The organism is Ruegeria sp. CF2, from assembly GCF_056537385.1.
The window spans coordinates 146,411-168,060 of the sequence record NZ_JBQFRL010000001.1; the positions used below are offsets into that span (position 1 = coordinate 146,411).

Genomic DNA, 21,650 nt, shown 5'->3' on the forward strand with positions numbered 1-21,650 from the left:
AAACCACGTGAAAATCCGATGACAGATGAACTGACCCTTGCCAATGCGTTGCTTGTTCTGCCGGATGAGACTGTCCGGGGGTGTGTCCGGATCGTTGGCCAGACGATCGCTGACATAGACACCGGCGCGGCTGTTCCGAAAGGCGCGATTGACTGTAACGGGGACTATGTTTCACCCGGCCTGGTCGAGTTGCACACCGACAACCTGGAACGCCACATCCAGCCTCGACCCAAGGTGGACTGGCCCCATGCCGCAGCCATTCTGGCGCATGACGCGGAACTGGCCAGTACCGGGATCACGACGGTTTTTGACGCAATGCGGGTGGGGTCGATCCCCTCCGGTGCCGGACGGTATCTGAAATACGCGCGCGGACTGTCCCGCGAGCTGTGGGAGTTGCGAGAGCAGGACGCACTCAAGATCAGCCACTTTCTGCATCTGCGCGCCGAAGTCTGTTCTGAGACGCTGGTCGAGGAACTGCAGGAATTCGGTCCAGAAGACCGGGTGGGCATCGTTTCGTTGATGGATCACACGCCCGGCCAGCGCCAGTTTCGGGACCTGTCCAAGTTCGAAGCCTATCTCAAAGGCAAGTACGCTATGGATGACGACATTTTCGCACGGCACGTGGACCAGTTGCGGGGGCTGAGGGACCGCAATGGAGACCGCCACGAGCAGGAGGCCGTGGACGCCGCGCGCCGCTTCGGAGCGGTTCTGGCCAGCCACGACGACACGACAGAGGCACAAGTGGCGATATCCGCCCGCCATGGCATTCGGCTGGCCGAATTCCCAACGACCGTAGAGGCAGCACGGGCCTGTCACGCTCATGGCATTCAGGTCATGATGGGCGCGCCGAACCTGATCCGCGGCGGGTCACATTCTGGGAATGTGGCAGCACGGGAACTGGCCGACTTGGGGTGTTTGGACATTCTGTCGTCGGACTATGTGCCGTCAGCCTTGCTGTTGTCCGCCGTTACCCTTGGGAGCATCTGGGATGACATGGCGCGTGGCATCGCCACTGTCACACAGGCTCCGGCACAGTCGGCGGGCCTAGCGGATCGCGGCGCTCTGAAACCGGGGCTGCGGGCAGACCTGATCCGTTTTCGAATGCGGGGCAACGTCCCGGCCCTTACTGCCGTCTGGTCGAGCGGGCAGCGCGTGGCCTGATCAGGCGAGGTAGAACAGATAGCGGTCAGGCGCGATGGAGTCCGGGCCGTTGATCTGTTCGAACCCTTCCAGCGGTTGGCCGGAAATCAGCAACCCGCCTGGGACCATGACCGAGCCAATCAGCTTACTGAGCCTCGCCGCTTCGACCACGTCTTCATGTTTGATCCCGCGACCGAAATCATAATGCGCCAATGCGATCCGCGGGCCGTTTTCGGCCAGCTTCTTCAGCATCGGTTCGGCCTCGCCCTGCAGAAAATCTTCGGCCGGCGGGGTGCTGTCCGGGTGACATTGCAGAACCCGGTCCATGACCCAGATGCGCCTATCGGGCAGGATCTCGCGCAGGTGGTCATAGGTGCGGCCGTTGCCCAAACCCATGTCCAGAACATCGCCTTTCAGCCCTTTGATCCGCGCCGCAGCCCAGTTCAGCCCGTCGCGCTGGGCGGTCAGGCGTCGCAGCATGGAATCCAGTCGGCTCATCAAGGTCTCCTCGGGTAATCAGTGTGGTCCTGCGGACCAGACGCGTGTGGGGCCCGCCATGAGACAATCCAGAAGCGCCTCGGTAAAGTCCCAGATCTGTTGATCATGGACAAGATGATGGGTCAACACGCCAAAAGGTTCGGTTGGGTCGGCTCGTCCCTCTCGGCGATCCTGCAGCATCGAGGCGGTTTTGGCGATCAATGCATTCGGATCGGCCAACCCTCGCTTACCACGCCAGTCGATCGGATCCAGATGGGTATTGACCTGAGTCAGGCCCGGCGCTGCTTCTGCGTGCGTTCTGGGCGTGGCCGTGGACAGGAACTGATAGCCGATCTCCGCAAGCTCTGCCGTCACTTCGGGCGCGATGCGGTTCCAAGGGGGGACGAACATCGGGCACAGACGATCACCGAAGGACTCCTGCAAACGCAGGAAGCCATGGTGTGCATCAGACACAATCGAGGCGAGCGGACGATGCAGGCGGAACTCGGACTTCTTTTCGCCTTCAGGCGCGTGGTTCTGGTGCGCCCAGCCGTGAACCACCGGAACCAAGCTGGTCTGGTTGGCAACCTGGTCGACCAGATCCTGACTGGCATCGCGTGGAATGATGGCCAGATGAACCGGCAGCCCGGTTCGGGATGACAGGCCCACCAAACGGTCCAATTGCCGGCTGGGCGCGATCGCGTCATCGTCCCGCCACCACAGTGGAAGCGTAAGCCCAGCCTCTCGCCACACCTGCAATTCGGATCGCAGCGGTGTCCAATCGGTTGTCATTGCCGAGCCTCCCAGAGCGAGGTGGCAATCTCTACCGACTTGCGGGCACCGTCAAACCCGCCATCCAAGGGTTCGCGCGAGCCTTGATGCAGGACGCGGTCGACTGCTTGGGCCAATGTCCCTCCGGTCAGCTTCGCGCTGGGCAGCACGTCGACCGCAGGCAGGCGCGCCAGGCTCTTTGCCCTCAGGGTCTGTTCCACTTCCTTGCCATCGTCGAATGGGATCAGAACGGCCGGGGTCGCGCATTGCAGCAAGTCCATGGCGGTGTTGTACCCGCACATGCTGACCGAGGCTGCGGCCAGTGGCAGCATCTGTCTGAAATCCGGACGTACGGGCTCCAGAATGACATTTTCGCCATTTGTAATATGCCTCAGTTCGGCAATCCGGTCTTCGGCATCCTGACCACCGACCAGCAGGCGCCAGCGCCTATTGGGCATCTTTTGGGCGGCCTCGATGGCCGCGCGAAAGATCGGTTGTCCGACCGATCCGCCGCCAGCGCTGACCAGGATTTCATTCGCTCCTTCCCCCTGTTCATGAGGACCCGGCGCAGGCGGGGCAACAAAGCCCGTATAGAACAGGCGTCCGGCCAAGTTGCCTGTAACCGGCCAGCTGGCATCCAGCGGCGTGATTTCGGGGTCGGAATGAACCAGTACGCCGTCATAGAAACGCACAATGATTTCTTCGGTCCGTACAGCTTTGGCGGGTTTCGACGGTGGCGCGAGGATGTCCCGGACCGAACTCAGAACAACCGGACAGGACGGCAGTGACCGCGCAGTGGACAGCAGGGCCAGAAACTCGTCGGCCAGGCTTCGGCGCCCGAAGGGATAGAGTTCCGTTATCAGGACATCGGGGTTTACCCGTCGAACAGCCTCGGTCAGGGCAATAGCGCGGGAGTTCAGATAGGTCGCGTCTGCAATATCTCCGTCGGCCGTCAGCAACCGCGTGAAATCGGTACCATCCGAACGCAGGGGTGGCAGTGCCAGCAGGGAAACTCCATCCGCATTCAGTTGTGGTGCAGTCATCCCACCGGATGCGACGGTCACGTCGTGTCCGGCATCCGCAAAAGCCCGACCCAAGGTCAGGGCGCGGCTGAGATGTCCGGTCCCCAGCAGATGGGTGACGACGATCATGGTCCTCATGACCCGGCCTCGCGCGGGATAAGCCGGACGGGCTCTGCCTCCGGTCGCATTTGCTCCAAATCGACCACGTAGAGACGATTGCGTTTGATGCGGAACGGCGCGGGGCCTGTGAACTCCCACCCCCAGGCAAGCGCCAGGATGACCCGCATGATTCCGATATGGCAGACAGCTACGTTGTCACCGGTCAGGCTGGACAGCCATGGCACAAGGCGGCGGCGAATGTCGGCCGGGCTTTCGCCGTTGGGGGGACGAAATTCCCAGCTCCAATCCTCGATATGCCGGTAACCAGTGTTGGCATCTGCAATCAGGTCTTCCCCGCGTTGGCCTTCCCAGTCGCCCCAATTCATCTCGACCAGGGCGGCCGAGGTTGCGGGTTCGCGACCGGCGACCAGCCGCGCAGTTTCGCTGGCGCGGGTCAGGGGGCTGGACCATAGTTCGGCCCGGTCCCAAGGGGTTGGCAAGCAATATCGGGCCAGTTCGGCCTTTGCCTGGTCATCGAGGCTGATGTCGCTGCGCCCCTGAATGCGCCCTGCGCGGTTCCAGGCGGTATGACCGTGGCGTAGAAGGGCCAGACGTGTCATGACATCTCCCCTACCAGCGAAGAAACACCCGACCAGAACGTCCGTGTTGCGTTTGGCATCAAATGACGGCCGGCCACGTAGTCGCGCGCGTTTTGACCTTCGCTCCGACGCAGTTCGGGATCGGACAGCAGCCGGTCAATTCGCTCGGCCAGCGCAGCGGCGCCGTATTCAGGAGCAGGATGATTGGCAGGCGCCAGTACGTCGCGCACCCCCGGGCGATCCTGGGCAACAACGGGGACGCCCGCGGACTGCGCCTCGAGATAGGTCATCCCGTAGGCTTCGTTGACGCCCGGCCAGACCAACAGAGCAGCATCGGAGTAAATCGTTTCCAGGTCATCGCGGCTCAGCAGGCCCAAAAAACGGACACGTGTGCCGAAGGGGGCCATCAAAGCCTCGACATCCGGGCGGGCTGGCCCGTCGCCGGCGATGTTCAGCGTCCAATCCTCATTCAAAAATGCCAGCGTATCGGCCAGAATGCGGAAGGACTCCAACTTGTCCCCGTATCGCATCATTCCCACCGTCAGCATCGGCCCCGCGCATCGAGAGGGCCGAGGCAGGTCCGATCGGGGCAGGAAGGGTGGGAGTTCAATCAATGACTGATCACCGAACCGCTCGCGTTCCAGTGTGATCAAGTCATTTGCTGTGTGATAGAAGATCACCTGCGCGGCGTCGCAGGCATCGTGCGCAGCTTGGGCAAAGCCGGCCCAGGGCCCGGAAAGGCGCGACATGGCGCGGGTGCTCTCAAGCTGAACATAGGGTATCCCGCGCGCCCTGCAGACCGCCGGCCCCAAAAGGTCCGGAGCTTTGTAGTAGTTGTGATAGGTCACCCAGAGGCCTGTATCTGCAGGCAGTTCTGTGCTCAGTCGGGTGACCTCGGCCGCGGCTTCGCGGTCGAGACGGTTCTGAAGGTCCGGGTCTCCGGTTTTGTCATAGATGCGCAGCCGCGAGACCAGATCAACAAGATGCCCATCGGCCCCGATTGCAGCCATCAGGTTGCGAGCCATTTCGCGGTCGCCGGATGGTACCGGGCTGTCTGGGGCTTTCATCGGCGCATAGAAGGCGACCCGAACCATCAGGCACCCTCCGCGCACAAGGCTTTCAGGCGGCGGGAGAGACGTGCAATGCCGGGGTCCATGCGGAAACTGGCAAGCAAGCGGTCATAAGCCGCATCGGCCATGATTGCCGCTTTCTGCGGGTCGGCGGCCAGGGTGGAAATAGCGTCTGCAAGCGCCTTGGGTTCGTCATCGGACAAGATGCCGTGCACGTTGGTCTGGATGAATTCGGGAATGGCCGAGACCGGAGTGGACAGGATCGGTAGTTTTTGCGACGCGGCTTCCATCAGGACATTGGGCAGTCCGTCCCGGTCCCCGTCCGCGGCGATGCGGCTGGGCAGCACGAACAGATCCGCCTCGCGCATGGCCGCAATGACTTCGGGTTGATCGCAGGCGCCTTTCCAGGTGATGCGAATCTGCAGGCGCAGGTTTTCCGCCAGGCCGCGCAGGTTGTCCGACAAGGTGCCGCCGCCAATGTGGGTCCAGTGCCAGTCGATCTCTGGGGGGAGTATGGCCAAGGCGTGGATCAAGCGATCAAAGCCTTTCTTTTCTACCAGTCGTCCGACGGACACCATATGGAACCGGTCATCGACGGATCGCAGCTTTCGTACGGGCGGCTCAGGAAATCGCGTCAGGTCCAGCCCGTGATAGATCAGATCGACACGGGCGGGGTCATCGGCCAGATCGCGCAAGTGCCGCGCGCCGATCTCGGTGCAGGTTGCGCCGAACGCCGCTCCGAAGGTGTCAGCGTGAAGTTTTTCACGCTTTTCCCACTCGGGCGACGTCCAGATATCCTTGGCGTGAGCCGAAAAGCTCCACGGCAGGCCGCGCATGATTGCAGCATAGCGGGCAACCGAGGACGGGGTATGCAGGAAGTGGGCATACAGCGCGCGCGTGTCGCCGGGCAATTCCGCGGCCAGAACGCAAGCCTGTCCAAAGCGGCGGATCCGGTTGTGCGTGGGATCGCGACGCAGATCCTGTCGCCACACCCGGTAGGCCTGTGCGTAACCCGGAAGCGCCTGTGCGGTTCGTCTCGCCGCCCATACGCGTTGGGGTTCCTGGTACAGGTATTCGGGAAGATAATGCACCCGCCCCTGAAACCGGTCGTGCAGGGGGTGGCGCTTGGTGTCGGTCGGGTGGCGCAATGACCAGATGTCGAAGTCGTGGCCGGCATCCTGCAAAGCAACCAATTCCTGAGCGATGAACGTCTCGGACAGGCGCGGCCAACCCTTGACCAACACCGCCAGTCGCGGCTCTGCGTCGGTCATCCGGTCGCTCGTTCCTGTTCCACGCTCAGCAGGGCCTCGACCCGATCAGAGACATAGTCCAAGCCATCCAGCAAACCGGCCCGGATCGCCTGCGAGGGAAGGGGTTGCTGCTGCAGGTTGCGAATGGCCGTGATCATCGCATCGGCCGTCAACCCATCGCGGGTCTCGTCCAGCATCCGCACAAGGCCCAGTTCCTCGGCGCGCGAGGCGCGGATCCACTGTTCCAGCCGCGGGGTGGTTCGCGGGACGATCACCGCGCGTTTGTCAAAGGACAGCACCTCGCAGAACGTGTTGTATCCGCCCATGCAGACCACACCCGCCGCGCCGGCGAACAGGGTTTCGATCTGGGATTCGAACCCGACCGCCGTCACACGACCGTTCAGGGCCGCCACGCGGGCCTCGAATTCTTCGCGCAACTCACCGGACAGGAAAGGGCCATAGACAAGCAGGGCTCGGGGGGACAGATCAGGGTCTTTTTCATATGCGGACAGGACAAGGTTGACCATTGCCTTCCCGTCGCCACCGCCTCCGGGCGTGATAAGGATATAGGGCCGCTCGGGAGGTTCGCCGACAGGGCCGAGATCGCGGCGCAGATAGCCGGTCCAGTGAATCCGCGCCTGCGCCGACGGGCTGAGCGGCAATCCTTCTGTCGGGTCATAAACAGACCGCAGGCCGTAGACCCAGATTTCGTGATAGTATTTCTCGGTCGCGGCGACGGCATCCTTTCGGGCCCATTCCGCTGCCAGAACCTCGGGTTCGTCCAGAACGTCGCGAAGGCCCAGTACCAGTTTGGCGCGCCCGGATTGATGCAGCTGTTCAAGGGTAGGCAGAAGTTCGCCCCGGAATCCGGTCGGCTCCTTGTCGACGACGACGACGTCCGGGTCGAATTGGCGCATGGTGGTCTGGATCAGTCCCGAACGCAGCTCGGTGACTTCGTCAATCCCCATTCCGATCGTACGCGCGGCATACGAACCATCGGCCCGCTTTGTCACGCCCGGCAGGCGTACATGGTCCACGCGCCGCGGAAAAGTGAAGCGCCCGGCAACGGGCGAGCCCGTCAGGATCAGGGCCGAGGCACGCGGGTTCGCCCGCGTCATTGCCGCAGCCAGCGCTCGGGAGCGTCTGAGATGACCCAGTCCGAACGTATCGTGACTGTAGAACATTATGCGCGGAGCGCGACCGGTCTGTTTGTCGTCGATGCCTAGGCTCATGCCCTCGCTCGTATCTTTGTTACGGTGCAGTTTCCGCGCGTTTCGCACCAGTTATCTTATATTTTTTGACGCCGCCTGCCAAAGGGTCTGTGTCAAAGCCGCAAATGCGTCAATCATTGCGATTTGGCAACAGCCATTGCGCAAGTCACCAATAACGCGAAGCCTGCAACATTCCCCGAAGTTGGCAAAGCCCGGATTTGCCGGATGCTGCCTGCTCTTATAGGAATTCCATAGGGTTGGAAACATCCTGCCTTTGGGCTTGCGCCAAAAACACGGTCCTACACGATGTCGGGAAGCAACGAGTGGATCGTTTGATCAAGGCCGGTGCCTTCTATAGGCTGTCGTGCAGCAAGAGATCAGGATGCAAGACCTTATGAAACCGAACTTTCTTGTCCGTGTACTGTTCCTGACGTGGACAATCGCTCTGGTCTGCGCGACCGGTGCGGCGGCGCAGACCTCGCTGATCCCGGGGTATCCCGGGGCGTCCGGTGAAACAGAGGCCCCGCAGGACAACGATGTTGCGGCCGCGATCCGCGCCGCGACCGAGGCGGGCGCCAGCGTGATCGTCATCGACAGCGCCGGGCAGGTCGTATCCTCGGTTGGGCAGGCTGGTGGCCAGCCCGAGGACGTCGCTCATGATCCGATGGCGGAAAGTTCGCAGTTGATGAAGGCGCAGGAGCGCTTTGCCAAGTTCAGCGAAGCCGTGCGATCCCGCCTTGAGGCGTTGCCCTATTCGATCTTCGAGGTGCGCTACATCCTCGAGCAAACCAGTCCTGATGGCCGGATTTTCACCTATGTCGAGGTGCTGGGATGGAACATCCTGTTCCTGATGGTTGGCCGATGGCTGTCGATCGAGCTGTACGGCAAGCGCTTTGCCCGACGGTGGGTCGTCGCCCGGATCAAGGAAAACCCGCAGGGGTATCGGGAAAAGATGCCGTTCCTTGTGTTCCGGTTCCTGATGGGTATCGGGGCCACGGTGTTTGCAATGCTGATGGCTCTGATCGTCGGGTATCTGTTTTTTGGCGAGGCCGAAGATATCTCGATCCAGTTCACCGTCACGGCGATTTTCACGGCGTTTTTCCTGTCACGTACGGTTTCCGACCTGTGGCGGATGGTGCTGTCGCCGTATCTCAGCCAGTACAGGTTGCCGCCATTCTCGGACCGGGACGCCAAGCGGCTGTATATCTGGGCATCGGCGCTGGCGACCTATGACATTACCGCTGTTCTGTTTTCCACCTGGGTGGCGGATTTCGGGCTGAACTACAACGTCTACGCGATGGTTTATGGCGGGCTGACCCTGATCGGGATGGTCGGGAACATCCTGATGATCCTGTTCAATGCCCGGGCCATTTCGAACGCCATCCGAGGCGGCCGTCAGCCGGACCAGGTGTCCTGGTTGCTGCGGTTCGTGTCATTTGGCTGGGCCCCGGCCCTGATCGTCTATCTGGTCTTTAGTTGGTTCAAGCTGGCGGTGGATCTTGTGCTCGAGACCGAGGACTCGCTGCCGATCGTCGCAAGCAGCTACATGATCTTCATGTCGGTCGTCATCGCCTATGGCGCCATGAACTATCTGCTCGAGCGGTATTTCGATCGCAACCGGCAGATCGAGGCTCTGAATGCCGAACTCGATACCGATGAAGATACCATGCGGACCTCGGAGACGCCCGAGGCGGAGAAGCGCAAGCACACATTGGTGACCTACGAAGATCTTGCGCGGCGTGTCGCAGGCATCCTGGCCTTTGTCGTCGGCATCTACGCACTGGTCGTCATCTGGAATCCCGAAGCCAGCTGGAGCGAGGATTTGCCCGTTGGCAGGGCGCTGGATGTTATGGTGATCCTGTTCATCGGCTACATCCTGTTCCACTTCTTCCGGATCTGGATCGACACCAAAATCGCTGAAGAAACCGATGATGGAGCCGCCGAAGCCGAGTTGGGTGACGAGGGCGGAGAGGGCGGTCAAAGCCGCCTTGCCACGCTGCTGCCTCTGTTCCGGGGCGCTATACTGGCTGTGGTGGTCGTGACCATCGTGCTGATCGTCCTGATGGAGCTGGGCATAAATGTCAGCCCGCTGTTTGCAGGCGCCGGCGTTGTCGGTCTGGCCGTGGGCTTTGGCTCGCAAACCCTGGTGCGGGACATTTTCTCGGGCGCGTTTTTCCTGCTGGATGACGCGTTCCGCAAGGGAGAATACATCGACATCGGAGATGTCAAAGGTACGGTCGAAAAAATCTCGGTCCGGTCTTTCCAGCTGCGCCACCATCTGGGGGCCCTGAACACGATCCCGTTTGGTGAAATCAAGGTTCTGACCAACTACTCGCGCGACTGGGTGATCATGAAACTGCCTCTGCGCGTGACCTATGACACGGACGTCGAGAAGGTCCGTAAACTGATCAAGAAGCTGGGACAGGAGTTGCTGGAGGACCCGGTGATCGGGGACAACTTCATCCAGCCGCTCAAGTCGCAGGGCGTTATCGAGATGCAGGATTCCGCGATGATCATCCGGGTGAAGTTTATGACCAAGCCGGGCGACCAGTGGCTGGTGCGCAAAAAGGTGTACCAAGAAATCCGCGAGTTGTTCGCGCGCGAAGGCATCAAGTTTGCCCACCGCGAAGTCACGGTACGACTGGCCGATGGCAAGGAGCCCGAAGACCTGTCTCCGAAACAACGCGAGGCGGTCACCGGCGCGGTGCAAGCCGCGATTGACGAGGATTATCTGGACGATATCGGCCCCGGTGGAGACGACCGCTAGGGCGCTCCCGCCCCTTTGACCTGCGGCGACGGTGCGCCGCCGTTCCAAGCGTTGGGCAGGGCCTCGCGTTCCGCGCGGCGGTGGGACCTTTGTTCAGGTGGTTTGCCACGTGGGATCAAACGTGCCGAGCCGGGATGCCGGGATCGGCCAGTGCATCCGTGCCTCACCGACGCTCAGCGCGGGCTTCAGTCGTTTGCCGGGGCCCCAGCCGGACTCTTCTGATCGGGATGCGTAGTCCCCGGGTTCGGCAGCGGTGATCGGGTCGCCTGTCTCGGATTTCGCGAGGCTGGCCAGCAACTCGGCGGTACGGGCAAGCGACAGGCGCCCATCCATGATCGAATGCCCCGAAGCCGCTTCTGTCAGAGCCGAGAGGACAGCGGCGGCCATCAAATAGCCGGTGGCATGGTCAAGTGCCTGAACTGGCAGCGGGGTGGGTTTGTCGGCTCCGGCCCAAACGCGGCCGGCGTCAGCGATCCCCGCGCTCATCTGGACGAGGCTGTCAAATCCGCGACGGGTGGCCCAAGGCCCCTGCCAACCATAGGCATCCAGCGTAACCTCGACCCGGTTTGGAGCGACCGTATCGCGCACCTCTTTGGTCAGGCCCAGAGCATCCAGCGCACCGGGGCGGTAGCCATGGACAAAGACATCCGCTTGCGCGAGCAGCTCTTGCAGCTTTTCCAGGCCAGCGGGTGGCTTGAGGTCCAGATACGCGCAGCGCTTGCCGAGCGAGATATCGGGGATCACGCCCGGCTCATCCCAACCCGGTGGGTCGATGCGCAGCACTTCGGCTCCGAACCCGGCCAGCGTGCGGGTGGAAACAGGGCCTGCCAGCACGCGCGTCATGTCGAGAACCCGAAGCCCGGCCAAAGGCCGATCCGCGCGCGCCTGAGGCCTGTCGCGCAGGGTGATCCGGCGTGGGCCGTGCCAGCCGACCAACGGATCCCGCGTCACGGCGCGGCCTTGCGGGTGGTCAAGCCACTCGGCCCGGCTGCGCATGGCGGCGGCAACACCACCCTGCGCCACGATATCCGTTTCAAGGTTCGAGACCGACCAGCTCTTGATGGCCTGCGTCACCGCGGCACGATCCCCCTCGGTCGCCAAAACCCTGAGGGCCGCTTCCCTATGGTGGGGGAGGTTGGTGTGCAACCTGATCCAGCCATCGGCCCCCCGATAGTCGCCCGCGATTGGATCCCAGAGACTTGGCATATCCCAGCCTTCGGGCTTGAACGAGTATCCAAACCACAGCGACGCGAGGCGGTGATCGACCATTGCCTTGGGTGGGAGCGAGACAAGATTGGTGGCCTGCATGAACCGTCCAAGCTCGCGGCCCACGGCTGCAAAGCTGGCAGTTGCCAGCTCGGATACGGCAAATGCGCTGGGAAGCGCACCGGAGCCGGCGACCTGATAGGCCTCGGACGGTGGAAGCGAAGCCAGCAGGCTCATTGCTGATAAGGGTCCAGACTGTCGCGCAGCCCGTCACCCAGGAAATTGAAGGCCAGCACCACCACGATGATCGGCAGCATCGGGATGGCCGTCCACGGATAGATCTCGATCGAGGCGAGGTTCTGTGCGTCGTTCAGCATCACGCCCCAGCTGACCGCCGGTGCCCGCAGGCCGAGGCCAAGGAAGCTGAGTGCCGTTTCCCCCAGAATCATGGCGGGGATCGACAGCGTGGCCGAGGCAATCAGGTGTGACATGAAGTTCGGCAACAGGTGCTTGCGGATCACCCGGCCGGAACTGGCACCCATCATCTCGGCGGCGCGCACATATTCTTCTTCGCGCAGCGACAGGAATTTGGCGCGCACGGATCGGGCCAGCCCGGGCCAGTCGAGGATGCCGAGGATGATCGAGATGATGAAGAACACCGCAACCGGCGACCAGTTCGACGGAACTGCGGCCGATAGTGCCAGCCACAGGGGGAGTTCGGGCAAAGACCGCAGGATTTCGATCACGCGGTTGATGACCCAGTCGATCCGCCCGCCGAAATAGCCGGCCAGCGACCCGAACAGGATGCCAAGGAAGAACGACACCGAAATGCCGATCAGGCCCACGGTCAGCGAAAGCTGTGCGCCGTATAGGATGCGGCTGAAGATATCGCGGCCCAGCCGGTCCGAGCCCCATAGAAACAGTGTCGTGCCTTCCGGGGCGCAGAACAAATGCGTGTTTGAACGGATGAGTCCGGCCAGCTTGTACTCGGATGCTTCGCAGAAGAACCGCACTGGTCGCGGATCTTCGGTGTCAGGGACGAATTTCCATTGGAACGTCTCGAGGTCGGCCTCGGCCACGATCGGGTAGACATACGGCCCGATGAACTCGCCCTGGTGGAACCAGTTCACCGATTGGGGCGGTGCGTAGAGATGTTCGCCATTTCGTTCGTTCGGGCCATAAGGCGCGATGAACCCTGCAAACGGGAGCATCAGGTAGCACAGCAGCAGGAAAATGCCCGATATCAGACCCAGCCGGTGTGTCTTGAACTTGCGCCAGACCAGAACCCAATTCGGGGCGTCCAGATCCCTGCGCTCCAATTGCTGCAAAGATGCTTCGGGATCGAACGGGGCGTCGTCGACAAAGCGGCCGTCGGGAAGTTTGCTCATGCTTCGCGCCCCTCGTACCGGATACGCGGGTCAAGCATGACCAGCAGAATGTCGGAGATCATGGTGCCGATCAGCGTCAGCAGCGCCACGAACATCAGAATGAAGGCCGACAGGAACTGGTCCTGTGTCTTAAGCGCCGTCAGCAGCGTGGGGCCGATGGTCTGCAAACCCAGCACCACCGAAACCAAAACCGATCCCGACACCATCGAGGGCAGCAGGTTGCCGATGTCGGCCACGAAGGGGTTGAAGGCCACGCGCAGCGGGTACTTGGTCAGCATCCGCGACGGCGACATGCCCTTGGCGATAGCGGTTTCAACATAAGGCTTGCCCAATTCGTCCAGCATGTTGGCGCGCAGGCGCTGCATCATGGCCGAGGCGCCCGAGGTGCCGATCACGAATGTGGGCACGATCAGATGAACCAGGATGGACTTCATCTTGTCCCAGCTCATGGGTTGCCCCTCATACACCGGGTCCATCAATCCGCCGATGGGCAAATCGAGGTAGCGGTGCCCGTAGTAGAACAGGATGAGCGCCAGCAGAAAGTTGGGCGTCGCCAATCCCAGATAGCCCACGAAGGCGGTCGTATAGTCGACCCAGGTCCGCGATTTGGCCGCCGCCATAACGCCCAGAGGCAAGGCCACGGCATAGACGAACAGGATCGCGGCAAGGTTCACGACCACGGTCAGCCACAGCGTGTCTCCGACGATGTCGGCAACCGGACGATCGAATTCGAAGGACCAGCCGTAGTTGCCCTGCAGCAACCCCTCAAACCCATGAGGGCCGGGAAAGAAGCCGACCCAGATCAGGTATTGTTCCCACATCGGGCGGTCCAGAGCGTATTCCTTTCGCAGGAATTCCGCCTTGGCCACACCGGCCGACTGCCCCGAAGCCTGCAGCTCGGCAATCTGATTGCTGAGATAATCTCCTGGCGGCAGGTTGATGATCACGAAGATCAGCATCGATACCACCAACAGGGTCAGCAGCATCGTGAAAAAGCGATACACCGCGTAGCGGAGCATGATCATCTATCCGCTCCTGTCAGTCGGCGAAGAAGAATTCGTCTGGGCGGTGCACTCCGAAATGCGCTCCGGGTTCCCAGGCCCACATGGCCTGTTCGGGAACATTGCGCAGACGGTTTGAAACCACGATCGGCTGGGGCGCGCCGTTCAGAATTCCGATGCCATAGATCTGGTCGGCGTGTATCTTCAACATCTCCTCCCAGACGGCCCGGCGTTCATCCTCGGTTTTTGCAAGTTCCCAGATGTGGTTCAACTCCAGCAAGCGCTGGGCTTCGGGCTGGTCGGGCGGCTCGCCGGCTTCGCCGCCGGTTTGATAGTGCTGCCCCCATTTTGGCCAGGCCAGAAACACTTGGTCGGTCGGGGCCAGGTAAACCGGTGACGTATGCAGCTGCGGGATGCCATCATCCCAGCCATACCAGACCGAAGCCATCGTATTGCCGGCAAAAACACGGTTGCGCAGGATGTCGCGGTCAAGCGGACGCATGACCAGTTTCACCCCGATTTCCCGCCACGTATCAGTCACAATCTGCAGCGCGTTCTCGACCTCTTGGCGTTCTCCGGCTGTTTCGATCACCAGTTCCATGGGACGGCCGTCCGGCAACAGGCGTATGCCGTTCTTGTCGCGCTGCGTCAGCCCGACCTCGTCCAGCAGGGCGTTGGCCTGTGCGACGTCGTATTGCGCCCACGCCTGCGCATTCTCTTCACTGTAGAAGGGCGAGGCAGGCAAAACGGACATGGCGGCCGGATGCGCCAGTTTGAAGTACAGCGCCTGGTTGATGGTCTGACGGTCGATGGCCAGCGAAAGAGCGCGACGGACACGGACATCGCGTAGCACATTGCGCCAGACCTCGTCTTCAAAATTCAGGTTTGGGTAGATCGCGATCTGTGACGCGACACCGGTTTTCCAGAGTAGAGTTTTGTAATTTCCGTTGGCTTCGCCCTTTTTCAGGATCGAGGCATCCCGAAAATCAAGTCCACGACCCTGCAGGTCGGTCTCACCGGCATTGGCCTTGGCCGCCACCAGGCCGGGAGCAACGATCTCCATCTCGACCACGTCGATGTATGGCAGTTGCAAACCCTTCGAGTCGATGCGGTGGTAATATGGGTTGCGGACGAAGTTGTGCCGGATCTTCTTGCCCGAACTTGCGTTCAGCCAAGGCTGCAGAGTGGGCAGTTCGTGATTGTCGTACTTGTAGAGGTTGTCCAGCTTGTTGTGCAGGGCGGCCCAGCTTTTGACACGTGCGTCACTGACCTCGAAGTCCAGCTTTTCCTTGTCGGCATATTTCTCATGATAACGCTTCAGGAACGCAGCAGGGCGGTAGATGAATGGCGGTCGCGCCTGCGCCAGTGAGGCCAGAAAGTTCGGGTTCGGGCCGTCCCATTCATAGATCACCGTCGTTTCGTCCGGGAACGTGACAGTGGGGAGCTTGCCCTCAACCCGCAGGAAATCTGGGGGGCCGGACGGGCTGAGAAGCTCGTTGTTGGCCACGTCTTCCCACCAGTATCGGAAGTCTTCCGAGGTGAACGGTGTGCCGTCCGACCATTTGTGTCCCTTGCGCAGGTGCAGGGTGTACTTGCGGTTTTCTTCGTTGTCGTAAGACGCCAGCAGATCGGGGACCAGATTGTACTGGGCATCGAAGCCCACCAGTCGGGCGTAGCCATAGACCACCATCTGCCGGATATCCTTGGACCGGGTGACCATCGTGCGCAGGGTTCCGCCTTGTTTGCCGAATTCGCGCCCCTTCGAAGACAGGTCGACGATCAGCGGTTCCTGCGGGATGCGATCTTGCACCGGGGGCAGGTTTCCGATGTCCACCTCGGCTTTCCAGAACGTGCTTTCCTGCAGGTCGGGAAGGGTGTCGGCCCAGGCGGGCAGCGCCGCGCCCAGCGTCAGCGCGGCGACCAGAAACTTGAATCGAGTGGTCTTAAACATGGCAACGTACCTTATGGCCGGGCTCCATTTCCACGAGTGAAGGTATCATGGTGTCAGAGAATCTAAAGGCGTCATCCCAACTGTCCGGAGACCCGGCGCCAAGGGCGACCAGCTTCAGATCGATGGGACGATTGATATCGGGTTCGGGTTGTGCGGCAATCAGTGCCTTGGTGTAGGGGTGGCGCGGGTTGTAGAACAACGTCTCGGGTGGGGCCTGTTCGACGACCAGCCCCTGGCGCATGACCGCGACCTCGTCCGCGATACGGGCGACCACGGCCAGATCGTGAGAAATGAAAAGATAGGACAGGTTCAGACTGTCCTGCAGTCTTTCCAGAAGGGTCAGGATCTGTTCCTGGACCGAAACATCCAAAGCCGATGTCGGTTCGTCGCAGACGATCAGGGACGGATCCAGCATCATCGCACGGGCGATTGACAGGCGTTGGCGTTGCCCGCCGGAAAAAGCGTGGGGGTAGCGCTTGAGCATCCCGGCGTTCAATCCCACGCGTTCAAGCATTTCAGCGGCCTTGTCGCGGCGCTCGGCCGTCGTGCCGATATTGTGGATCTCCAGCGGTTCGGTCATCGCATCCTGAATGCGCATGCGCGGGCTCAGTGAGCTGTAGGGATCCTGAAACACCATCTGAGCCTTGCGTTGAAACGCCGTGCGTTCCTCGCGGGTCATCTGGTGGACGCGGATCGGGTCTCCGCCCGGCGCGGCGCGAAAAAGCACTTCGCCGCCCGGGTCTGGCAGCTCGGCCCCCAGCGCGATCCGGGCCGCGGTGGTCTTGCCCGATCCGCTTTCGCCGACCACGGCCAACGTCTTGCCGCGGGCCAGTTTCAGGTCGACGCCCCGGCAGGCATAAATCAGCTTGTCCGCTTTCCAACCGCGCGACGACCGCATCGTGTAGGTCTTGCACACATCCTTCATGTCGAGGATCAGATCCTCGTCCGGCATCGGAATTCCCACGGCTTCCTTGTCCGGGATCTCCGGGGCCGCATCAAACAGCTGGCGGGTATAGGGATGGGCCGGAGCATTCAGGATCAGCTCGGCCGAACCCGCCTCCATCACCCGGCCTTTGTGCATGACGACGACCTGTTCGGCCATATTGGCCACCACGCCCAGGTCATGGGTCACCAAAACCAGCGCCATACCAGTTTCTTTCTGCAGATCCTTGATCAGGCCCAGCACCTGAGCCTGGGTCGTCACATCCAGCGCAGTTGTCGGTTCGTCGGCAATCAGCAGTTCCGGTTTGGACACCATCGCCATCGCGATCATCGCGCGTTGACGCATTCCGCCCGAAAGTTCGAAAGGATACGAGTCATAGGCACGCGCCGGATCGGGAAAGCCCACGCGTTCGAACTGCGACAGCACTTCCTTGCGGGCCTCAGACTCGGAGGCGCCCCGATGCAGCCACAGAACTTCGCTGACCTGATTGCCGATCTTGTGCAACGGAGACAGAGACCGCATAGGTTCTTGAAAGATCATCGAAATTCGATTTCCGCGGATGCCACGCATCTCACGTTCGGAGATTTCGGACAGCGCGACGCTGCCTCTGGAGGTGTTCAGCTGCATTAAGCCGCTGCGGATCTGGGCCGTTCTGGGCAGAATGCGCAGTACCGCGCGGCAAGAGATCGTCTTGCCCGACCCGGATTCCCCGACCAATGCCAGCGTTTGCCCGGCCTCGACATCGAAATTCACATCTCTGACGACGGGCTCCCCGGCGCCGAAACCGATGCTCAGGTCTCGGACAGACAACAAGGCCGTCATGCGGGCATTCCACCCGTGTGGCCACCACGTGACATTGGTTTTGAACTCCCTGGTTTTTTTGACGCAGTTTCGCGCGCTTGGGGGCGACTAGTCAAATACCTTCTTGGGCTGAAATGTCGCGGAAACGTGACGAACAGTGCATTGTGCCTACACAAAGTCTTGAGTTTTTGTCATCAAAGCCGCGATTGGCCGCGATCAGTGGTCGTTAAAGTATCAGGGAGATATTTCGCAATGTCCGACGCGCAAAGCCGACTGGATCTGTTCATTGATCGCATGGTCTCGCAGCGGGCATGTCTGGATTTCGCGATTGCCGACACGGCCGATTTGGCCGGTCCGGTGTTCGAACTGGGTCTGGGAAACGGGCGCACCTATCATCACATGATGAACCGGGTCCGCAACCGACCCGTCTATGTGTTCGAACGCGCGGTGGCCTCGCACCCCGATTCCACCCCGCCCGAAGATCGTCTGATCCTGGGCGACGTGCGCGAGACGCTGCCCGCCGCGCTGGATCGGTTCGGCGCGACCGCCAGCCTGATTCATGCCGATCTGGGCGGCCACAACCGCGAAAAGAACGACGCTTTCGCCCGCTTCGTGTCACCCCTGATCGAACCGCTGCTGGCCGAGGGCGGGCTGATGGTCTCGAGCGACCGGATGTATTTCGAAACGCTGACGGAGCAGACCCTTCCCGCAGATGCGGTTCCGGGGCGCTGCTTCATCTACCGGCGCTGAGCGGCGTTCCGCAGGGTCACTTTGCGCGGGGACTCGATCCCGGCACGGCGGGCGGTCTAACCTTCGCGTGACGTTCACGCAAAGGACCGCCCATGCTGTTTTACGATTGCTCGACCGCCCCGAACCCGCGTCGCGCCCGGATGTTCATCGCCGAAAAGGGGCTGCAGATCGAAACCCGCGACATCTCGATCGCCAAGGGCGAGCAAATGAGCGAGGCGTTCCGAAAGGTAAATCCCCGCGCCACCATCCCGGTTCTGGTCACCGACGAGGGGACCGTTCTGACAGAGAACCTCGGCATCGCCGCCTATCTCGAGGCGCGCGTCCCCGAACCTCCTTTGATGGGGCGGACACCGGACGAGAAAGGACTGGTACTGATGTGGAACGCGATCGTCGAACAGCAGGGCGGGGCGCCCATCGCCGACGCGCTGCGCAACACGCATCCGGCCTTCAAGGACCGCGCCATTCCCGGCCTGCAGAACCACGCGCAGATCCCGGAACTGGCCGAACGCGGCATCGCGCGCGTCGGGGCGTTCTTCGACCTGCTCGAAGAGCGCCTGCAAGACAGCCCCTTCATCGCGGGCGATGCGTTCTCGCTGGCCGATATCTCGACCTTCGTGTTCGTGGATTTCGCCCGCGTCATCAAGATGCGCATTCCCGAGGGCAACACGGCAACCCGAGCCTGGTTCGACAGCGTGCAGGCGCGACCCAGCGCCAGCGCCTGACGCACTGTACAGAAATGTCTAGACAGAAGTGAACAGTGCCCCTAGCGTCCTTTTGGAATCGTCCAGGGGAGGTCGGGATGAAATCGCAGTATCGCGTTGTTGTCATCGGGGGCGGCGTCGTCGGCGCCTCGGTTCTGTATCATCTGGCCAAGTTCGGCTGGTCGGATGTGGTCATGCTGGAACGCCGGCGGCTGGCCTCGGGGTCGTCATGGCACGCGGCGGGGGGCATCCACGCGCTGAACGCCGATCCGAACATGGCCGCGCTACAGGCCTATACGATCGACCTGCTCAGCGAGATCGAAAAGGAATCGGGTCAGAATATCGGCCTGCACATGACCGGTGGCCTCACGCTGGCCGGAACCCCCGAACGGTGGGAGTGGTTGCAGGCGAACTACCGCATCTTCCAGTCCATCGGCATCGACGATTGCGAATTGCTGAGCCCGGAAGAGGCGCAGAAACGCTGCCCGATCATGTCCACTGACGGCATTCTGGGCGCGATGTGGGCCGACCGAGAGGGCTACATCGACACCACCGGCACCGTGCAGGCCTATGCCAGTGCCGCCAAAAAGCGCGGGGCGGAATACTACGAGGAAACCAAGGTCGAGGAACTGATCCAGACCGCCGATGGCTGGCAGGTGGTGACCGACCGGGGCAAGATCACCTGCGAACATGTGGTCAACGCCGCCGGCCTGTGGGCCAAGCAGGTGGGGCGCATGGCTGGGGTCGAACTGCCGGTTTCTCCGCTGAAGCACCACTATCTGATCACCGACACGGTGCCCGAGGTCGCAGCGGCCGATTTCGAGATGCCGATGACCGTGGATCTCGAGGGCTTCACCTATATGCGGCAGGACCAGAAGGGTGTTCTGGTCGGGATCTACGAGGTCGATCACGAGCACTGGGCCATGGACGGCGCGCCGTGGAACTATGGCGAGGAGCTGTTTCAGGAGCAGCTGGACCGCATCGAGAACGAACTGATGCTGGGCTTCGAACGCTACCCGGCGATCCAGAACGTGGGCATCAAGACATGGGTGAACGGTGCGTTCACCTTCTCGCCCGACGGCAACCCTCTGGTTGGTCCGGTGCCGGGCAAGAGGGGCTATTGGACCGCTTGCGCGGTGATGGCCGGGTTCCTGCAGGGGGGCGGCGTCGGCAAGACGCTGGCCGAATGGATGATCCATGGCGAGCCCGAGGCCGACGCCTGGCCGATGGACGTGGCGCGCTATGGCGATTTTGCCCAGAACAAGCGCTACATCCGCGAGACGACGGGCCAATTCTATTCCCGCCGCTTCGTAATGACCTATCCGAACGAGCAACTGCCCGCCGGCCGCCCACTGAAAATGTCGCCGGCCCATGACGCAATGACCGAGGCGGGTTGCAAATGGGACGTCAGCTGGGATCTTGAGGTGCCGCTCTATTTCGCACCCAAAGGGTTCGAGGAAACGCCGACGCTCAAACGCTCGAACGCCTTCGACATCGTGGCCGAGGAATGCCGCACCATCCGCGAAGGCGTGGGCCTGATGGACATCACCGGGTTCTCACGGTTCGAGGTCTCGGGGCAAAATGCGGAAATCTGGCTCGACAAGGTGATGGCCTCGAAACTGCCGGGACCGGGCCGCGCGAAACTGGCGCCGATGCTGGGCGAGAACGGGCGGCTCAAGGGCGACCTGACGGTTCTGAACTGGGGCGACGGCACCTGGTGGATCATGGGCAGCTATTACCTGCGGGCCTGGCATATGCGCTGGTTCGACGACCACATGATCGAAGGGGTCACCGTGCGTGATCTGGGCGAAGAGGTCTGCGGCTTTGCCGTGGTCGGCCCGAAATCGCAGGCGGTGGTCGAGAAACTGGCCGAGCAGGATATCTCCACGCTGAAATTCATGGGCTGCGGTGACTATGACATCGGCCTCGTGCGCGCCCGGGTGGCTCGCATGTCGGTCACGGGCGAGAAAGGCTATGAGATCAACTGCCGGTATGGCGACCACATCGCCCTGCGCCGCGCGCTGCTTGAGGCCGGGGCCAGCGAAGGCATCCGCGAATGCGGCTTCAACGCGATGCTGTCCACGCGGCTTGAGAAAAGCTTTGGCATCTGGTCGGCCGAGTTCACCCAGGCCTACACGCCGGGCATGACCGGCATGGACCGCTGGATCGACTGGGACAAGGAGTTCGTGGGCAAGGACGCGGCACTGGCCGAGCGTGAGGGCAACGGCCCGGCGCAGGTTCAGGTGACGCTCGAGGTGGACGCTCTGGATGCCGACGCCAGCGGGTACGAGCCGGTCTGGGCGGGTGACCAGCGCGTGGGTTTCGTGACCTCGGGCGGGTATGGCCACTATGTCGGCAAGTCGCTGGCCATGGCGCTGGTGGACCGCGACAAGGCGCAGCCGGGCACCGAACTGTCGGTGCATGTGGTGGGGGTCGAGCGGCCCGCGCGGGTGATCGCGCCGTCGCCCTATGACCCCGAGGGCAAGGCGATGCGGGGCTGATC

The 21,650-nt window shown here is 61.8% G+C and carries 17 protein-coding genes; 5 read left to right on the forward strand and 12 right to left on the reverse strand.

What is annotated here, in order from left to right:
- The first annotated feature begins 18 nt into the window (after positions 1 to 18).
- On the forward strand, positions 19 to 1,161 hold the full coding sequence (locus ACR0IR_RS00700; protein WP_170364983.1) for an alpha-D-ribose 1-methylphosphonate 5-triphosphate diphosphatase: 1,143 nt from the start codon (positions 19 to 21) through the stop codon (positions 1,159 to 1,161).
- Here the strand turns inward: ACR0IR_RS00700 and ACR0IR_RS00705 are convergent, their stop codons facing one another.
- Genes ACR0IR_RS00705 through ACR0IR_RS00735 form a run of 7 tightly spaced genes read right to left on the reverse strand, consistent with a single transcriptional unit; the run spans position 1,162 to position 7,660 of the window.
- A complete protein-coding gene (locus tag ACR0IR_RS00705) occupies positions 1,162 to 1,638 on the reverse strand; it encodes a class I SAM-dependent methyltransferase (RefSeq protein ID WP_170364980.1) in 477 nt (158 codons plus the stop codon). It abuts the gene before it with no gap.
- A gap of 18 nt (positions 1,639 to 1,656) precedes the next feature.
- Positions 1,657 to 2,409 (reverse strand): polysaccharide deacetylase family protein, encoded by a 753-nt coding sequence (locus ACR0IR_RS00710; RefSeq protein WP_170364978.1) that lies wholly within the window; start codon positions 2,407 to 2,409, stop codon positions 1,657 to 1,659.
- Positions 2,406 to 3,548 (reverse strand): glycosyltransferase family protein, encoded by a 1,143-nt coding sequence (locus ACR0IR_RS00715; RefSeq protein ID WP_170364976.1) that lies wholly within the window; start codon positions 3,546 to 3,548, stop codon positions 2,406 to 2,408. Before ACR0IR_RS00715 ends, ACR0IR_RS00710 begins: the two co-directional genes overlap by 4 nt.
- The gene (locus ACR0IR_RS00720; protein WP_170364974.1) at positions 3,545 to 4,129 is read right to left on the reverse strand and encodes a histidine phosphatase family protein; all 585 of its coding nucleotides are present in this window, start codon (positions 4,127 to 4,129) and stop codon (positions 3,545 to 3,547) included. The genes ACR0IR_RS00715 and ACR0IR_RS00720 overlap by 4 nt, the downstream gene beginning before the upstream one ends.
- Positions 4,126 to 5,202, reverse strand: coding sequence for a glycosyltransferase family 4 protein (locus tag ACR0IR_RS00725; protein WP_170364972.1), 1,077 nt, complete (start codon positions 5,200 to 5,202; stop codon positions 4,126 to 4,128). The genes ACR0IR_RS00720 and ACR0IR_RS00725 overlap by 4 nt, the downstream gene beginning before the upstream one ends.
- Positions 5,202 to 6,449 (reverse strand): glycosyltransferase family 4 protein, encoded by a 1,248-nt coding sequence (locus ACR0IR_RS00730; RefSeq protein ID WP_170364971.1) that lies wholly within the window; start codon positions 6,447 to 6,449, stop codon positions 5,202 to 5,204. Before ACR0IR_RS00730 ends, ACR0IR_RS00725 begins: the two co-directional genes overlap by 1 nt.
- Complete coding sequence (locus ACR0IR_RS00735; protein WP_170364969.1) at positions 6,446 to 7,660, reverse strand: glycosyltransferase family protein; 1,215 nt, start codon at positions 7,658 to 7,660, stop codon at positions 6,446 to 6,448. Before ACR0IR_RS00735 ends, ACR0IR_RS00730 begins: the two co-directional genes overlap by 4 nt.
- Positions 7,661 to 8,033: 373 nt before the next feature.
- Here ACR0IR_RS00735 and ACR0IR_RS00740 point away from each other — a divergent pair, with 373 nt between their 5' ends.
- Positions 8,034 to 10,406 carry a mechanosensitive ion channel family protein gene (locus ACR0IR_RS00740; RefSeq protein WP_170365207.1) on the forward strand — a complete coding sequence of 791 codons (2,373 nt, stop codon included), beginning with the start codon at positions 8,034 to 8,036 and terminating at the stop codon, positions 10,404 to 10,406.
- Positions 10,407 to 10,499: 93 nt separating this feature from the next.
- Here ACR0IR_RS00740 and ACR0IR_RS00745 read toward each other — a convergent pair whose 3' ends face one another.
- From ACR0IR_RS00745 to ACR0IR_RS00765, 5 genes are read right to left on the reverse strand one after another with little or no spacing between them, the layout of a single operon-like run.
- Positions 10,500 to 11,849 carry a CoA transferase gene (locus ACR0IR_RS00745; RefSeq protein WP_170364967.1) on the reverse strand — a complete coding sequence of 450 codons (1,350 nt, stop codon included), beginning with the start codon at positions 11,847 to 11,849 and terminating at the stop codon, positions 10,500 to 10,502.
- A complete protein-coding gene (locus ACR0IR_RS00750) occupies positions 11,846 to 13,000 on the reverse strand; it encodes an ABC transporter permease (protein ID WP_170339824.1) in 1,155 nt (384 codons plus the stop codon). Before ACR0IR_RS00750 ends, ACR0IR_RS00745 begins: the two co-directional genes overlap by 4 nt.
- The gene (locus tag ACR0IR_RS00755; protein WP_170364965.1) at positions 12,997 to 14,025 is read right to left on the reverse strand and encodes an ABC transporter permease; all 1,029 of its coding nucleotides are present in this window, start codon (positions 14,023 to 14,025) and stop codon (positions 12,997 to 12,999) included. The genes ACR0IR_RS00750 and ACR0IR_RS00755 overlap by 4 nt, the downstream gene beginning before the upstream one ends.
- A 13-nt stretch (positions 14,026 to 14,038) precedes the next feature.
- Positions 14,039 to 15,952: an ABC transporter substrate-binding protein gene (locus ACR0IR_RS00760; protein WP_170364963.1), complete on the reverse strand. Its 1,914-nt coding sequence runs from the start codon at positions 15,950 to 15,952 to the stop codon at positions 14,039 to 14,041.
- The gene (locus ACR0IR_RS00765) at positions 15,945 to 17,717 is read right to left on the reverse strand and encodes an ABC transporter ATP-binding protein (RefSeq protein ID WP_170364961.1); all 1,773 of its coding nucleotides are present in this window, start codon (positions 17,715 to 17,717) and stop codon (positions 15,945 to 15,947) included. Before ACR0IR_RS00765 ends, ACR0IR_RS00760 begins: the two co-directional genes overlap by 8 nt.
- 231 nt (positions 17,718 to 17,948) lie before the next feature.
- Here ACR0IR_RS00765 and ACR0IR_RS00770 point away from each other — a divergent pair, with 231 nt between their 5' ends.
- The 3 genes from ACR0IR_RS00770 to ACR0IR_RS00780 all read left to right on the forward strand — a co-directional run bounded on the left by ACR0IR_RS00770 (position 17,949) and on the right by ACR0IR_RS00780 (position 21,648).
- Positions 17,949 to 18,446 (forward strand): class I SAM-dependent methyltransferase, encoded by a 498-nt coding sequence (locus ACR0IR_RS00770; RefSeq protein ID WP_170340388.1) that lies wholly within the window; start codon positions 17,949 to 17,951, stop codon positions 18,444 to 18,446.
- A gap of 92 nt (positions 18,447 to 18,538) precedes the next feature.
- Complete coding sequence (locus tag ACR0IR_RS00775; RefSeq protein ID WP_170364959.1) at positions 18,539 to 19,168, forward strand: glutathione S-transferase family protein; 630 nt, start codon at positions 18,539 to 18,541, stop codon at positions 19,166 to 19,168.
- A 77-nt stretch (positions 19,169 to 19,245) separates the two neighbouring features.
- A complete protein-coding gene (locus tag ACR0IR_RS00780) occupies positions 19,246 to 21,648 on the forward strand; it encodes a GcvT family protein (protein WP_170364957.1) in 2,403 nt (800 codons plus the stop codon).
- Positions 21,649 to 21,650 lie beyond the last annotated feature (2 nt).